This window comes from Ruegeria sp. BC2 (assembly GCF_056539245.1).
In genome coordinates, this window is the sequence record NZ_JBQFUQ010000006.1 from 1 (window position 1) to 13,763 (window position 13,763).

The 13,763-nt window shown below is 56.9% G+C and carries 24 protein-coding genes; 22 read left to right on the top strand and 2 right to left on the bottom strand.

Annotated elements, in window-relative coordinates; all coding sequences use genetic code 11:
* From ACR0CU_RS17730 to ACR0CU_RS17755, 6 genes are all read left to right on the top strand, one after another.
* The coding region (locus tag ACR0CU_RS17730) for an EF-Tu C-terminal domain-related protein (protein WP_480642961.1) at positions 1-164 on the top strand (164 nt) is incomplete at its 5' end.
* Positions 165-399: 235 nt separating this feature from the next.
* Positions 400-1,347 carry an aldo/keto reductase gene (locus tag ACR0CU_RS17735; protein ID WP_170449025.1) on the top strand — a complete coding sequence of 316 codons (948 nt, stop codon included), beginning with the start codon at positions 400-402 and terminating at the stop codon, positions 1,345-1,347.
* 222 nt (positions 1,348-1,569) lie between these two features.
* Positions 1,570-1,884, top strand: a complete 315-nt coding sequence (gene rpsJ / locus ACR0CU_RS17740; RefSeq protein ID WP_008756422.1) for a 30S ribosomal protein S10 — start codon at positions 1,570-1,572, stop codon at positions 1,882-1,884.
* An 18-nt stretch (positions 1,885-1,902) separates the two neighbouring features.
* On the top strand, positions 1,903-2,628 hold the full coding sequence (gene rplC, locus ACR0CU_RS17745; protein WP_170343454.1) for a 50S ribosomal protein L3: 726 nt from the start codon (positions 1,903-1,905) through the stop codon (positions 2,626-2,628).
* Positions 2,625-3,242, top strand: a complete 618-nt coding sequence (gene rplD, locus ACR0CU_RS17750) for a 50S ribosomal protein L4 (RefSeq protein WP_170342972.1) — start codon at positions 2,625-2,627, stop codon at positions 3,240-3,242. The genes rplC and rplD overlap by 4 nt, the downstream gene beginning before the upstream one ends.
* Positions 3,239-3,535 carry a 50S ribosomal protein L23 gene (locus ACR0CU_RS17755; protein ID WP_093965341.1) on the top strand — a complete coding sequence of 99 codons (297 nt, stop codon included), beginning with the start codon at positions 3,239-3,241 and terminating at the stop codon, positions 3,533-3,535. Before rplD ends, ACR0CU_RS17755 begins: the two co-directional genes overlap by 4 nt.
* An 83-nt stretch (positions 3,536-3,618) precedes the next feature.
* On the opposite strand, the gene ACR0CU_RS17760 is transcribed toward ACR0CU_RS17755, so the two are convergent.
* Positions 3,619-5,151 (bottom strand): P-loop ATPase, Sll1717 family, encoded by a 1,533-nt coding sequence (locus tag ACR0CU_RS17760; RefSeq protein WP_170449023.1) that lies wholly within the window; start codon positions 5,149-5,151, stop codon positions 3,619-3,621.
* A gap of 359 nt (positions 5,152-5,510) precedes the next feature.
* Between ACR0CU_RS17760 and rplB the strand changes: the two genes are divergently transcribed.
* From rplB to ACR0CU_RS17795, 7 genes are all read left to right on the top strand, one after another.
* Positions 5,511-6,353 (top strand): 50S ribosomal protein L2, encoded by an 843-nt coding sequence (rplB, locus tag ACR0CU_RS17765; RefSeq protein ID WP_093965344.1) that lies wholly within the window; start codon positions 5,511-5,513, stop codon positions 6,351-6,353.
* A gap of 3 nt (positions 6,354-6,356) precedes the next feature.
* A complete protein-coding gene (rpsS, locus tag ACR0CU_RS17770; RefSeq protein ID WP_005980699.1) occupies positions 6,357-6,635 on the top strand; it encodes a 30S ribosomal protein S19 in 279 nt (92 codons plus the stop codon).
* Positions 6,636-6,638: 3 nt separating this feature from the next.
* Entirely contained in the window at positions 6,639-7,019 is a 381-nt protein-coding gene (gene rplV, locus ACR0CU_RS17775) for a 50S ribosomal protein L22 (RefSeq protein WP_039538267.1), read from the top strand.
* The gene (gene rpsC / locus ACR0CU_RS17780; RefSeq protein ID WP_093965346.1) at positions 7,019-7,729 is read left to right on the top strand and encodes a 30S ribosomal protein S3; all 711 of its coding nucleotides are present in this window, start codon (positions 7,019-7,021) and stop codon (positions 7,727-7,729) included. Before rplV ends, rpsC begins: the two co-directional genes overlap by 1 nt.
* A 12-nt stretch (positions 7,730-7,741) precedes the next feature.
* Complete coding sequence (rplP, locus tag ACR0CU_RS17785) at positions 7,742-8,155, top strand: 50S ribosomal protein L16 (RefSeq protein ID WP_005980704.1); 414 nt, start codon at positions 7,742-7,744, stop codon at positions 8,153-8,155.
* A gap of 127 nt (positions 8,156-8,282) precedes the next feature.
* A complete protein-coding gene (locus tag ACR0CU_RS17790; protein WP_170372869.1) occupies positions 8,283-8,684 on the top strand; it encodes a YybH family protein in 402 nt (133 codons plus the stop codon).
* Between the two features lie 75 nt (positions 8,685-8,759).
* Positions 8,760-9,380, top strand: a complete 621-nt coding sequence (locus ACR0CU_RS17795) for a 2OG-Fe(II) oxygenase family protein (protein ID WP_170449021.1) — start codon at positions 8,760-8,762, stop codon at positions 9,378-9,380.
* Positions 9,381-9,396: 16 nt separating this feature from the next.
* On the opposite strand, the gene ACR0CU_RS17800 is transcribed toward ACR0CU_RS17795, so the two are convergent.
* Positions 9,397-9,990 (bottom strand): thermonuclease family protein, encoded by a 594-nt coding sequence (locus tag ACR0CU_RS17800; protein ID WP_170449019.1) that lies wholly within the window; start codon positions 9,988-9,990, stop codon positions 9,397-9,399.
* Between the two features lie 304 nt (positions 9,991-10,294).
* On the opposite strand from ACR0CU_RS17800, the gene rpmC reads away from it, so the two are divergent.
* The 9 genes from rpmC to rplR all read left to right on the top strand — a co-directional run bounded on the left by rpmC (position 10,295) and on the right by rplR (position 13,695).
* Positions 10,295-10,501, top strand: a complete 207-nt coding sequence (gene rpmC / locus ACR0CU_RS17805; RefSeq protein ID WP_093965352.1) for a 50S ribosomal protein L29 — start codon at positions 10,295-10,297, stop codon at positions 10,499-10,501.
* A 4-nt stretch (positions 10,502-10,505) separates the two neighbouring features.
* On the top strand, positions 10,506-10,736 hold the full coding sequence (gene rpsQ / locus ACR0CU_RS17810) for a 30S ribosomal protein S17 (protein ID WP_170342963.1): 231 nt from the start codon (positions 10,506-10,508) through the stop codon (positions 10,734-10,736).
* Positions 10,737-10,812: 76 nt separating this feature from the next.
* Complete coding sequence (gene rplN / locus ACR0CU_RS17815) at positions 10,813-11,181, top strand: 50S ribosomal protein L14 (RefSeq protein ID WP_005621870.1); 369 nt, start codon at positions 10,813-10,815, stop codon at positions 11,179-11,181.
* A gap of 2 nt (positions 11,182-11,183) precedes the next feature.
* Complete coding sequence (gene rplX, locus ACR0CU_RS17820) at positions 11,184-11,495, top strand: 50S ribosomal protein L24 (RefSeq protein WP_170449017.1); 312 nt, start codon at positions 11,184-11,186, stop codon at positions 11,493-11,495.
* Entirely contained in the window at positions 11,488-12,048 is a 561-nt protein-coding gene (rplE, locus tag ACR0CU_RS17825) for a 50S ribosomal protein L5 (RefSeq protein WP_093965358.1), read from the top strand. Before rplX ends, rplE begins: the two co-directional genes overlap by 8 nt.
* Before the next feature lie 19 nt (positions 12,049-12,067).
* Complete coding sequence (gene rpsN, locus ACR0CU_RS17830; RefSeq protein WP_093965360.1) at positions 12,068-12,373, top strand: 30S ribosomal protein S14; 306 nt, start codon at positions 12,068-12,070, stop codon at positions 12,371-12,373.
* A gap of 13 nt (positions 12,374-12,386) precedes the next feature.
* Positions 12,387-12,779 (top strand): 30S ribosomal protein S8, encoded by a 393-nt coding sequence (gene rpsH / locus ACR0CU_RS17835; RefSeq protein WP_093965361.1) that lies wholly within the window; start codon positions 12,387-12,389, stop codon positions 12,777-12,779.
* A gap of 11 nt (positions 12,780-12,790) precedes the next feature.
* The gene (gene rplF, locus ACR0CU_RS17840) at positions 12,791-13,324 is read left to right on the top strand and encodes a 50S ribosomal protein L6 (RefSeq protein ID WP_093965363.1); all 534 of its coding nucleotides are present in this window, start codon (positions 12,791-12,793) and stop codon (positions 13,322-13,324) included.
* 11 nt (positions 13,325-13,335) lie between these two features.
* The gene (rplR, locus tag ACR0CU_RS17845) at positions 13,336-13,695 is read left to right on the top strand and encodes a 50S ribosomal protein L18 (protein WP_010437103.1); all 360 of its coding nucleotides are present in this window, start codon (positions 13,336-13,338) and stop codon (positions 13,693-13,695) included.
* The last annotated feature ends 68 nt before the right edge of the window (positions 13,696-13,763 follow it).

A 13,763-nucleotide genomic window follows, 5' to 3' on the forward strand; every position in this document is an offset into this window, starting at 1 on the left:
CCGTGACCCTGGCCGAAGGCACCGAGATGGTCATGCCCGGCGACAACGTGTCGTTCGGCGTCGAGCTGATCGCCCCGATCGCCATGGAAAATGGTCTGCGCTTCGCCATCCGCGAAGGCGGCCGCACCGTCGGCGCAGGCGTCGTGTCCAAAATCATCGAGTAAGGCGCGCTTGTCGCGCCCGGTTGCGGCAGGCGGTTTTCCAAAGCGAAGCCAGCCGAAAGCAACTCGGTGAGAAACCAAAGAAGGCCGTCCCAATCCGGGGCGGCCTTTTTCGTTAAGTCCCCAAAACATTGGTTGCACACATCTTGGTGTCGCACGCGAATACGCCAAGCTTGCGTTGAGTGGCGCCCCTCGACACAATTGCAGTCAGAAATGTCCTGTAGGGGAGGATAATGGGATGACCAAGCATGTTGAGATCGGCCGGACTGGGGTCAGGTTGCCGCAAATAGGGTTCGGTTCAACAGGGCTGGGAAGCATTCCACAGATATATGGATACGAAGTAGACGAAAGCCGTGCACTGGATACCATCAGGACAATTCTCCAACGTCCGGATGGCTTCATTGATACAGCGCGCGGGTATGCGTTGGGCCGAAGCGAAGAACGTATCGGGCAAGTCATTCGTGAGCTGGGCGGGTGGCCCGAGGGCCGGGTTCTGTCCACGAAACTGGACCGCGACATGGAGAGCAACAGGTTTGATGCGACACAAGCGCGAAGGTCGCTTGAAGCAAGCCTTGAAGCCCTTGGCGTCGACCAGGTGGATGTTCTTCACCTTCATGACCCTGAATACGCCGCAGATCTTTCCGAAGTGACCGGCACGGGCGGCGCGCTTGATGAGCTGTTTCGGATGAAGGAAGAGGGCTTGGCCAAAGCTGTGGGGCTTGCCGGTGGTCGAATTGACGTCCTGATGCCTATGCTACGCGATCGTGAGTTCGACGTCCTTCTGACGCACAACAGGCATACAGTCGTCAACATGAATTCCGCTCCGTTGATTGAACTTGCGCGTTCCAAGGGAGTGACCGTTCTGAATGCGGCGCCTTATTCCGGAGGAATATTGGCCAAGGGAAGTTCCGCTCATCATTTCTACGTATATCGGCCTGCAACCGAAGAGGTTCTGGGCCCGGTTCGTGCGGTCGAGAGTATCTGTTCCCGCTACGATGTGCCCTTGGGGGCGCTTGCGTTGCAGTTCTCGGTCAAAAACGCAGATATAGCTTCGACAATTTGCGGCGCGACATGGCCGCAGCACGTGGACCAGACATTCGAATGGGCCGACTGGTCTATCCCGGATGCGGTCTGGACAGAGCTGGCGGAATTGGGGCAATCCCAAAACGATCCTGAAGCCGGGTAGGGTCTTCAAGATTCAGCGCGGCGGCCTATCACTTGTTGGACAATCCGCATTTGGGGCTTGGTGGCATTTCCCCCTTGCCAAACAGCGCCAACCCCACTAAACCGCGCGAGTTCTCGGTGAGAATGTGAAGGCGGGGTGATTCCCGCCTTTTGGGTTCGATGAGGGTTGGCGATGAGCGCCCGTCCTCCTCTCAACTCCAACGCCTGAAAAAAGGCTGTTAATATGCAAAGCCAAAACATCCGTATTCGGCTGAAGGCATTTGACTATCGCGTGCTGGATGCCAGCACGCAAGAGATCGTCAACACTGCAAAGCGGACCGGCGCGAACGTTCGCGGCCCGATCCCGCTGCCGAACAAGATCGAGAAGTTCACGGTTCTCCGTGGCCCTCACGTTGACAAGAAATCCCGCGATCAGTTCGAGATCCGTACGCACAAGCGTCTCTTGGACATCGTAGATCCGACCCCCCAGACCGTGGACGCGCTGATGAAGCTCGACCTGGCCGCTGGTGTGGACGTCGAGATCAAGCTGCAGTCGTAAGATCGGAGGGTATTGATGATGCGCTCTGGTATTATCGCAAAAAAAGTCGGCATGACCCGCCTGTTCATGGAAGACGGCAAGCAGATCCCTGTGACCGTTCTTCACCTGGACAACCTGCAGGTCGTTGCACAGCGTACCGCTGACAAAGACGGCTACACCGCCGTTCAGCTGGGCGCCGGTGCCGCCAAGGCAAAACGCACCTCGAAGGCCATGCGCGGCCACTTCGCCGCCGCCAAGGTCGAGCCCAAGCGCAAGCTGGCCGAGTTCCGCGTGTCGGAAGACGCGCTGATCGAAGTGGGCGCCGAGATCTCGGCAGATCACTTCCTGGCTGGTCAGAAAGTTGACGTTTCGGGCACCTCGATCGGTAAAGGTTTTGCCGGTGCAATGAAGCGCCACAACTTCGGTGGTCTGCGCGCCTCGCACGGTGTTTCGATCAGCCACCGTTCGCACGGTTCGACCGGTCAGTGTCAGGACCCGGGCAAGGTGTTCAAAGGCAAGAAGATGGCCGGTCACATGGGTGCTGCCCGTGTTACCACCCAGAACCTCGAGGTCGTCAAAACCGACGCCGACCGTGGTCTGGTCTTCATCAAAGGCGCCGTTCCCGGACCGAAATCGGGCTGGGTTACCGTCAAGGACGCCGTCAAGAAGAAAGCACCGGAAGGCCTGCCCTTCCCGGCTGCTGTGAAATCGGCTGCAACCGAAGCACCTGCGGAAGAAGCACCCGCGGAAGGTGGTGAAGCATGAAACTTGATGTAATCAAACTGGACGGCAAGAAAGCCGGCAACATCGAGCTGGATGCGGACCTGTTCGGCCTGGAGCCGCGCGCGGACATCCTGCACCGTGTGGTCCGTTGGCAGCGCAACAACGCGCAGGCTGGTACCCACAAGGTGAAGACCCGCTCGGAAACCAGCTACTCGACCAAGAAGATCTATCGCCAGAAGGGCACCGGTGGCGCACGTCACGGTGACCGCAACGCGCCGATCTTCCGCAAGGGTGGCATCTACAAGGGTCCGACCCCGCGTTCGCATGGCCACGACCTGCCGAAGAAGTTCCGCAAGCTGGGCCTGCGCCACGCACTGTCGGCCAAGGCCAAAGCCGGTGAGCTGGTCGTGATCGAAAGCGCCGAAGCCGAAGGCAAGACCGCCGCACTGGCCAAGCAGGTTGCAAACCTGGGCTGGAAGCGCGCTCTGGTCATCGACGGCGCCACCGTGAACGAAGGGTTCGCCCGCGCAGCCCGCAACATCGAAGGTCTGGATATCCTGCCGTCGATGGGCGCAAACGTCTATGACATCCTCAAGCGTGACACCCTGGTGCTCACCAAGGCGGGTGTCGAAGCACTGGAGGCTCGACTGAAATGAGCGCGAAGGCAGAACACTACGACGTGATCCGCAAGCCGATCATCACCGAGAAAACGACCATGGCCTCTGAGAACGGCGCGGTTGTCTTTGAAGTGGCGATCGACAGCAACAAGCCGCAGATCAAAGAGGCCGTCGAGGCGCTGTTTGGTGTGAAGGTCAAGGCGGTGAACACCACCGTGACCAAAGGCAAGGTCAAGCGGTTCCGCGGCCAGCTGGGCAAGCGGAAAGACGTCAAGAAGGCCTATGTGACCCTGGAAGAGGGCAACACCATCGACGTGACCACCGGTCTCTGATCGGACCCGTCCTTGGAGAGAGATGAAAGCCCCCGCCGAAAGGCGGGGGTTTTTTGCTTTACAAAAATTTGAGATTTAGATGGTTACATCGGGATAATTGTTAGATGTTTCCACAGTGATTTATGTATTGCCATGCGCTCCGACGCGTTTATTGATGAATTTCCTCGAAAAATCCAACGGTGCCGTCGCTTCGTATTTCCGAAAGTGTCGCGCACAATGAAGTCATTTCCAAGCACTCCAATCCTATATAAATCTTCCAAAACAGTCGTGACTCCCTTAGAGGAAAAAAGCTCTTGAACTGGTCGGTCTGCTTTGTAGCGAACATTGATTCTGTCTTCCAATTCGTCTTTGAAGAAATGAGTTTTGAAACCTAATAGTGTTCTCTGGAGTGCAGCGATTTCACCAGGGCTATATGATGCGAGCAACTCTTCGGTTATCTCGAGCCAAGTTTGCTTCGAGTACTCAGTTGAAGACTCATCAAAATGAGCTGTTGTAAATGCTTCAGCTTCTTTGTTGTGCTGGCGAGCAACACGCAACAATCTAACTATATCTCTGGGCCTGTAGTATGAAGAGTTCAGAAGGAACTTGTAGTAGTCCTGATTGTTGATCTTGATCGGGAAAAAACGTGTCCAAACGTGGTCCGCTGATATATTGACCGAGACTGCTATCTTCTTTGCAATCAGTTTCAACAGGGGGTGGTCCTTGGTGGCCTTTTCCGCAGACCAATCCAGCTTATCGCCGTAGTCATCAACATCTCTGCCGATCTCATGGCCAAGCTCCAGTATTGAGTGTAGCACCTCTGTGCGAAGTGACGAAATGATGAACACGCGTCTTCCGTATTCCGCAGATTCACTATTTATTTGGGAAATACTGTATACAAGGTCTCTAATGATCCTTCTGTCTCGATCGAATTGATCAGAGGTCTGATGAAAAAGTTCGAGTTCATCGAAAAAAAGGTACAGCGGCTTGTCCAACTGAATACTGTTGAGCAACAGTGCGCATGACCTGTTTACGCTTGATAGCGAAACGCTAGAAACCCCGTTGGATGCTTTAGTTTCAATTCCAAGTTCCAGCGCGACTCCGAGCGCCTCACCAGAGAACTTTAGATTTCCAGAAGAAATTTTGGAGAATAATTCACCAAGTGTCGACGTTAGCCGGTTCTCGCTAAGTCCAGTCAGTTTGTAGAGCCTTTGGCAGTCGGCATCCTCAATATTTGCTTGGTGCAATTTGGCGGCGATTTTTTGATATATTAGCCACTTCCAAGACTCTTTGAAGTCTTGAATGAATGTTGGCACGTTCTCAGTGTCGACTATTTGAAACCCTGCACCCTCAGAGAGCTTTTGACGGTCTTCTTCAGACACGTGGCTCTTAAAAAGAATAAACTCAGACAGATCTCCTCTTGCAGTTACGGTGTCGTGTAAATAGCGGAGAAGCGCAGTTTTTCCGGTGCCCTTCAGACCAAGCACAAAATACTTCTGCCCCGCGTAGTATTCTTGAAGATCGAGACCTTGGGGAATCGAATAGGATTCGAAGAAATCTCTTTCGCCAATTCGCCGCTGTTTGAGTATCTCGTTTTTCGCATCTACATCACCAAAATTGATGTCTCTAAGGCGCATCTTTTGTCTCCATCGTGCTGCCGTACCCTTGTTAAATTTCAGCCTTTATAAGAGTTTGCGCTCTGCTTGCCACCCTGGAGTGAGTAATGTTCTGGTTTCCTTTATTCTGCGGTGGCGGTCCAAACGGATGCAGCTTTGAAATGGGGGGGGGCGAGATTTCTTGATGTTGGAACCGCTCGACCTATCGACACCCACCCCCAACCCTGCTACACGCTCCCAATCTTGCGGCCTCGGATTCGTTCCGGGGCCTCTGATATTTGCAACCGGGGACCTTCGGGGCCCTATAACCTGGGCACCTACGGGGGCCTCTCACATAGCGGGGATTGATCCTCGCGCTTGCTAAACGGAAGACAGAAAGCATGGCACTCAAGTCGTACAAACCGACGACGCCGGGCCAGCGCGGGCTGGTGCTGATCGACCGTTCGGAGCTTTGGAAAGGACGTCCGGTCAAGTCTCTCACTGAGGGTTTGACCAAGTCGGGCGGCCGGAACAACACCGGACGGATCACTTCACGCCGCCGTGGCGGTGGCGCAAAGCGTCTCTACCGGATCGTTGACTTCAAACGGAACAAACTGGATGTGGCGGCAACCGTCGAGCGGATCGAATACGACCCGAACCGGACCGCATTCATCGCACTGATCAAATATGACGACGGCGAGCAGGCCTATATCCTGGCGCCGCAGCGTCTGGCGGTTGGCGACAAGGTCATCGCTTCGGCCAAGGCCGACATCAAGCCCGGCAACGCGATGCCGTTCTCGGGTATGCCGATCGGTACCATCGTGCACAACATCGAGATGAAGCCCGGCAAGGGCGGTCAGATCGCACGTGCAGCGGGCACCTACGCCCAGTTCGTCGGCCGTGATGGCGGCTATGCCCAGATCCGTCTGAGCTCGGGCGAGCTGCGCATGGTGCGCCAAGAATGCATGGCCACCGTCGGTGCCGTGTCGAACCCCGACAACAGCAACCAGAACCTCGGCAAAGCCGGTCGTATGCGCCACAAGGGCGTGCGTCCGTCGGTCCGTGGTGTTGCCATGAACCCGATCGATCACCCCCACGGTGGTGGTGAAGGCCGGACCTCGGGTGGCCGTACGCCGGTTACGCCTTGGGGTAAGGACACCAAGGGTAAGCGTACCCGCAACAAGAACAAAGCGTCCCAGAAGCTGATCATCCGCTCGCGGCACGCCAAGAAGAAAGGGCGTTAAGACATGTCTCGCTCTGTTTGGAAGGGTCCTTTCGTCGACGCTTACGTGCTGAAAAAAGCCGAAGCTGCGCGCGAGTCGGGCCGCAACGAAGTCATCAAGATCTGGTCGCGTCGTTCCACCATTCTGCCCCAGTTCGTGGGTCTGACCTTTGGTGTGTACAACGGCCAGAAGCATATCCCGGTAAACGTCTCGGAAGACATGATCGGTCAGAAGTTCGGTGAGTACTCGCCGACCCGGACCTATTATGGCCATGCCGCAGACAAAAAAGCGAAGCGGAAGTAAGTCATGGGCAAGGAAAAGAACCCCCGCCGCGTGGCTGAAAACGAAGCAATGGCAAAAACCCGTATGCTTCGCACCAGCCCGCAGAAACTGAACCTGGTTGCGCAAATGATCCGCGGCAAGAAAGTCGAGAAGGCTCTGACCGACCTGACTTTCTCGAACAAGCGTGTCGCGCAGGACGTAAAAAAGTGCCTGCAGTCCGCAATCGCGAACGCCGAAAACAACCACAACCTGGACGTGGACGAGCTGATCGTCGCCGAAGCATGGGTTGGTAAGAACCTGGTCATGAAGCGCGGCCGTCCGCGTGCCCGTGGCCGTTTCGGCAAGATCATGAAGCCGTTCTCGGAGATCACCATCAAGGTGCGTCAAGTTGAGGAGCAAGCCTAATGGGACATAAAGTCAATCCGATCGGCATGCGCCTTCAGGTCAACCGCACCTGGGACAGCCGTTGGTACGCAGATACCAAGGACTACGGTGATCTTCTGCTGGAAGACCTCAAGATCCGTGAGTTCATCAAGAAAGAGTGCAAGCAAGCCGGCATCGCCCGTGTGATCATCGAACGTCCGCACAAGAAGTGCCGCGTCACGATCCACACCGCGCGTCCCGGTGTCATCATCGGCAAGAAAGGCGCGGACATCGAAGTTCTGCGCAAGAAAATCGCGCAGATGACCGACAGCGAACTGCACCTGAACATCGTCGAAGTGCGCAAGCCGGAACTCGACGCGCAGCTGGTTGCCGAGTCGATCGCTCAGCAGCTGGAGCGCCGCGTTTCGTTCCGCCGCGCGATGAAGCGGTCGGTTCAGAACGCCATGCGCATGGGCGCCCTGGGTATCCGGGTGAACGTCGCTGGACGTCTGGGCGGCGCCGAAATCGCACGGACCGAATGGTACCGCGAAGGCCGCGTGCCTCTGCACACCCTGCGTGCCGACATCGATTACGCACATGCCGAAGCGATGACCCCCTACGGGATCATCGGGATCAAGGTCTGGATCTTCAAAGGTGAGATCATGGAGCACGATCCGCAGGCACGTGACCGTAAAGCACAGGAACTCCAGGACGGCCCTGCACCTCGTGGTGCTGGTGGCGGTCGTCGCTAAGGAGGGAAAGATATGCTTCAACCAAAGCGTACAAAATTCCGCAAGATGCACAAAGGCCGGATCAAGGGCGAAGCCAAAGGCGGCTCTGATCTGAACTTTGGCACCTACGGTCTGAAGGCCCTGCAGCCCGAGCGCGTCACTGCACGCCAGATCGAAGCTGCTCGTCGTGCCATGACCCGTCACATGAAGCGTCAAGGTCGCGTCTGGATCCGGATCTTCCCGGATACCCCCGTGACCTCGAAGCCTACCGAAGTCCGTATGGGTAAAGGTAAAGGCTCGGTCGACTATTGGGCAGCCAAAGTGAAGCCCGGTCGCGTGATGTTCGAGATCGACGGCGTCAACGATGAAATCGCGCGCGAGGCTCTGCGCCTGGCTGCGATGAAGCTGCCGATCAAGACCCGCGTGGTGGTCCGCGAGGACTGGTAAACCGGTCTTGCCAAGACTTCAGAAAACCCCGCCGAACCGGCGGGGTTTTTTGTTTTTCGGATGGTTTGGGTTAGGCTCAGCTTCAGCTTTTGATACTTCGGAAAAGCCTAGAACAAGGGGGCCTCAAATGGTTTCGACGTCAGAGATTGAAAAGATTGACGACGGCTTCTTTGCCGCACTGAACGCAATGTTCGAGGGTGACGTTGCACCGATGGAGGCGCTGTGGTCGCATGCGGACGATGTCATCTATATGGGCCCGTCACCCGATCTGTTCCACGTTGGGTGGAAAGTCACGGATCAGGATTGGATCGCGCAGGGTCGGGCGCATCTGGGCGGGTCGATCAAAGTGCTGAACCGGCATGTTGTGCTTGGGGATACGCTTGCCACTGTGCATCACGTCGCCGAGGCGTCGGGGCAGGGCGATGGGTCCGGTATCCGGATGCGCGGCACGAATGTCTATCGCCATGAAGGTGGAGCGTGGAAGCTGATCGCGCATCACAGCGACCCGTTGCCCTATATTGACTTGTGACAGCAGCAGGGGTTTTCCAAATTCGAAGAAAGTTCCTCTATCGCGCCTGGGCGTCGAATAGGGTAATGGACGCCCATGGCACAGATTGAATCACTCTTCGTTACCCGTCTCTACCGCGCCGCTCTGTCTGAGTTCGATCCAAGGATCGATCCGGAGGAGCTGGAGAACTCGTGCCTTGTCATTGCTGAGGATGACGAGGCCGGGCAGGAGTGGTGCGAAAAAAACGGCTATCCGGGTTACACCAGCTATGCCTCGTTGACTGATCTGCCCTGGCGGTTTCCGATCTTTCAGGACTTGGTGAAGACTTTGGATCAGCACGTGGCTGCATTCGCAAAAGACCTTGAGTTTGATCTGGATGACCGGGAATTGAAACTGGAGGATCTTTGGATCAACATCCTGCCCGAGGGTGGAATGCATGCCAGCCACATCCATCCACACAGTGTGATTTCTGGAACGACCTATGTGTCAATGCCGGAAGGCGCCAGCGCGCTGAAGCTTGAAGACCCCCGCTCGGGCCGCATGATGGCCGCGCCGGTGCGCCGCAAGGGCGCCCGACGCGAACTACAGCCCTTCATTTATTTGAAGCCGAAGGTCGGCGACGTTCTGCTGTGGGAAAGCTGGCTGCGCCACGAGGTGCCGATGAACATGGCCGAAGAAGAACGAATTTCGGTGAGTTTTAACTATAAGTGGGAGTGAGCCTTGAAGGGCGAACTCAACTGCCCGCATTGTGCCGGTTTGATCTGCGCCGATAGGCGACGACTGTCGTCGTCCTGCGAACCGAAATCGATGCGTGACCGAAAGCCCCATTCCGCAGTCGTTCTCTGGCGCCGGTCGGTTCGAGATGCCTATACCTTCCTTGTGAAAAGAAAGGCAGGTCCAGCGCAAGCCCCCTTTTGACCAGCTCCGCGCCGATGTCCTGCCCATTGGGTAGGTATGCAATTCCAACTAACCGGTCATAGGATGTTTCGCCGTTCAGCATGACGGTAATCACCTGACCTTTGCAGATTTCGACCATCGTCCACTTTGCCTTTAGGCCCCATGGCATGTCCAGCTCGGGCGCATCAATGCCGGCTAGACGGATCTTTGTTCCACGGACAATGATTGTGTCGCCATCGATCACATAAGCGCGCCCCGTCAGAACGCGGTTGGAGGGAACAACACTCGGCTGTTGTCGCGGGATTGCGCGTTTCCGTGTGGAGGCTTGCGGAGGTTTTTGATGCCCTCTATGACGGGCGACAAGGCGTGGCTTTCTTGATATTAAAGCAACTAGAAGTGCCGCAAACCCAATTAGGACAACCAGTTCCATTTTTTCCACCGTTCCTAAGTCAGCGGACTGAAGATACTTCAAGGGTTTCACGTGTCTTTTGAGTTTCCGCCAAACCCGTTTCCACAGAAGACAACGCGCAAGTGGTCAGGTTCTGACGTGACCCGTTGGTTGCCCGGTTCTGGCTGCAAAACTTTCCCTTGCCACCCACCCATCAAACCCTTATACGGCGGCATCCTGCGGTCTCCCGGCGTTGTCGGGCGATTCGCATGTCTATCATTCATCCACCAGGTCCAAGGTGACCCGTGTACGGGGCCTTCTGGTGTTTTGAGCAAAGGAAAAGGCGATGAACGCCCAAGAACTGCGTGAAAAGACCCCGGACCAGCTCCGCGAGGAACTGGCCAACCTGAAGAAAGAAAGCTTCAACCTGCGCTTTCAACAGGCCACCGGTCAGCTGGAAAACACTGCTGGTATCAAAGCGGCCCGCCGCAATGCTGCCCGCGTCAAAACCATTCTGAACGAAAAGGCCGCTGCCGCGGCATCCGAGGAGTAATCAGATGCCCAAGCGTATCCTGCAAGGCACCGTGACCAGCGACGCCAACGAACAGACCATCACCGTTCTGGTCGAGCGCCGTTTCAAGCACCCTCTGCTGCAGAAAACCGTTCGTAAGTCCAAGAAATACCGGGCTCACGACGAAAAGAACGCCTTCAAGGTCGGCGACACCGTACGCATCATCGAATGCGCGCCGAAATCGAAGACGAAACGTTGGGAGGTTCTGGAGGCCTAAGCCTCCGGGACTTTTCCATTTGTCGAAACCCTGGGGGATTTAACAAGACCAGCCCCCACAGGTCGGGAGAAACCACATGATCCAGATGCAGACCAATCTGGATGTCGCTGACAACTCCGGCGCCCGCCGAGTTCAGTGCATCAAGGTCCTGGGTGGTTCCAAGCGTAAATACGCCTCCGTCGGCGACATCATTGTCGTCTCGGTGAAGGAAGCCATCCCGCGCGGCCGCGTGAAGAAAGGTGACGTCCGCAAGGCCGTCGTCGTGCGCACCGCCAAAGAAGTCCGTCGCGAAGACGGCACCGCGATCCGCTTCGATCGCAACGCCGCCGTCATCCTGAACAACAACAACGAGCCCGTCGGTACCCGTATCTTCGGCCCCGTTGTTCGTGAACTGCGCGCGAAGAACTTCATGAAGATCATCTCGCTGGCTCCGGAGGTGCTGTAATCATGGCTGCTAAACTCCGCAAAGGCGACAAGGTCGTCGTGCTGGCCGGCAAGGACAAGGGCAAAGAGGGGACTATCACCTCGGTCGACCCCAAAGCCGGCAAAGCTGTCGTTGATGGCGTGAACATCGCCATCCGCCACACCCGCCAGTCGCAAACGTCGCAAGGTGGCCGCCTGCCCAAGGCTCTGCCGATCGACCTGTCGAACCTGGCCCTGCTGGACAAGAGCGGCAAGGCAACCCGCGTCGGCTTCCGCATGGAAGGTGACAAGAAGGTTCGTTACGCCAAGACCACGGGGGACGTGATCGATGCTTGATGCTGCAACCTACACCCCGCGTCTGAAAGCTCAGTACGCTGAAACCATCCGTGCCGCTCTGAAAGAAGAGTTCGGCTACAAGAACGATATGCAGATCCCCAAGCTGGAGAAGATCGTTCTGAACATCGGCTGTGGTGCCGAGGCGGTGAAGGACTCGAAGAAGGCGAAAGCCGCGGTCGAGGATCTGACGGCGATCGCCGGTCAGAAGGCCGTTTCGACCAAGGCGAAGAAGTCGATCGCGGGTTTCCGCGTCCGTGAAGACATGCCGCTGGGCGCCAAGGTGACCCTGCGCGGCGACCGGATGTACGAATTCCTGGACCGTCTGATCACCATCGCGATGCCTCGCGTACGTGACTTCCGCGGTGTGAAACCGTCCTTCGATGGCCGTGGCAACTTTGCCATGGGCATGAAAGAGCACATCGTGTTCCCGGAAATCGACTTCGACAAGGTCGACGAGGTCTGGGGCATGGACATCGTAATTGCCACCACAGCGAAAACCGACGCTGAAGCAAAGGCACTGTTGAAAGCTTTCAACATGCCGTTCAACGCGTAAGCGCCGGGAGGATTGAGACATGGCTAAAAAAGCAATGATCGAACGCGAGAAGAAGCGCGCACGCCTGGTGGCACAGTATGCCGAAAAGCGTGCGGCTCTGAAAGAGATCGCGAATGACGAGAGCAAGCCGATGGAAGAGCGCTTCAAAGCGCGTCTGAAACTGGCGAAACTGCCGCGCAACAGCTCGGCTACCCGTCTGCACAACCGTTGTCAGCTGACCGGTCGTCCCCACGCTTACTACCGTAAGCTGAAGGTCAGCCGTATCGCGCTGCGCGAGCTGGGTTCTGCTGGTCAGATCCCCGGCATGGTGAAATCGAGCTGGTAAGGGAGAGACAGATATGAACGATCCTATCGGCGATATGCTCACCCGCATCCGCAACGCGCAAATGCGCGGCAAGTCCACCGTGATCACTCCGGCGTCGAAACTGCGCGCCTGGGTTCTGGACGTGCTGGCGGACGAAGGCTATATCCGCGGCTATGAAAAGACGACCGGTGAAAACGGTCATCCGGCTCTGGAAATCAGCCTGAAATACTACGAAGGCACCCCTGTCATTCGCGAACTGAAGCGGGTCTCGAAGCCCGGCCGTCGTGTATACATGGGCGTCAATGACATCCCGCAGGTTCGTCAGGGCCTGGGCGTGTCGATTGTCAGCACTCCGAAAGGTGTGATGTCGGACGCAAACGCTCGCTCCAACAATGTTGGCGGCGAAGTGCTCTGCACCGTCTTCTAAGGAGGTCTGCAATGTCTCGTATTGGTAAGAAACCGGTCGAGCTGCCCAGCGGCGTTACCGCCTCTGTGTCGGGTCAGACCATCGAAGTCAAAGGTCCGAAAGGCACCCGCAGCTTCACCGCAACCGATGACGTCACCCTGACGGTCGAAGACAACGTGGTCAAAATCGACCCGCGTGGTTCGTCCAAGCGTGCGCGTCAGCAGTGGGGCATGAGCCGCACCATGGTCGCCAACCTGGTGACCGGTGTGACCGAAGGCTTCAAGAAGGAACTGGAAATCCAGGGTGTGGGTTACCGCGCTCAGATGCAGGGCAACACCCTGAAGCTGAACCTGGGCTACAGCCACGATGTTGATTTCGTTGCTCCGGAAGGTGTCACCATAACCGCGCCGAAGCAGACCGAGATCGTTGTGGAAGGCATCGACCAGCAGCTGGTGGGCGAAACCGCGGCGAAAATCCGCGAGTGGCGCCGTCCTGAGCCGTACAAAGGCAAGGGCATCCGCTACAAGGGCGAGTTCATCTTCCGCAAGGAAGGCAAGAAGAAGTAAGGACGAACACAATGGCAAACAGCAAAAGAACCCTGTTTCTGAAGCGCCGCCTGCGCGTTCGGAACAAACTTCGCAAGGTCAACGCGGGTCGTCCGCGTCTGTCCGTACACCGTTCGAACAAGAACATCTCCGTTCAGCTGATCGACGACGTACGTGGCGTGACCCTGGCCTCGGCCTCGACCCTGGAAAAGGATCTGGGTGTTGTTGGCAAGAACAACGTCGAAGCCGCCACCAAAGTGGGCGCAGCCATCGCCGAGCGGGCCAAGAAGGCCGGCGTCGAAGAGGCTTATTTCGATCGTGGCGGCTTCCTGTTCCACGGCAAGGTGAAGGCAGTTGCCGACGCCGCGCGTGAAGGCGGCCTGAAAATCTAAGACCTGTGGGCGGGTTTCGATCCGCCCCGATGATCCGGGGGCCTCGGCTTCGGTCGAGGCTCACTTGG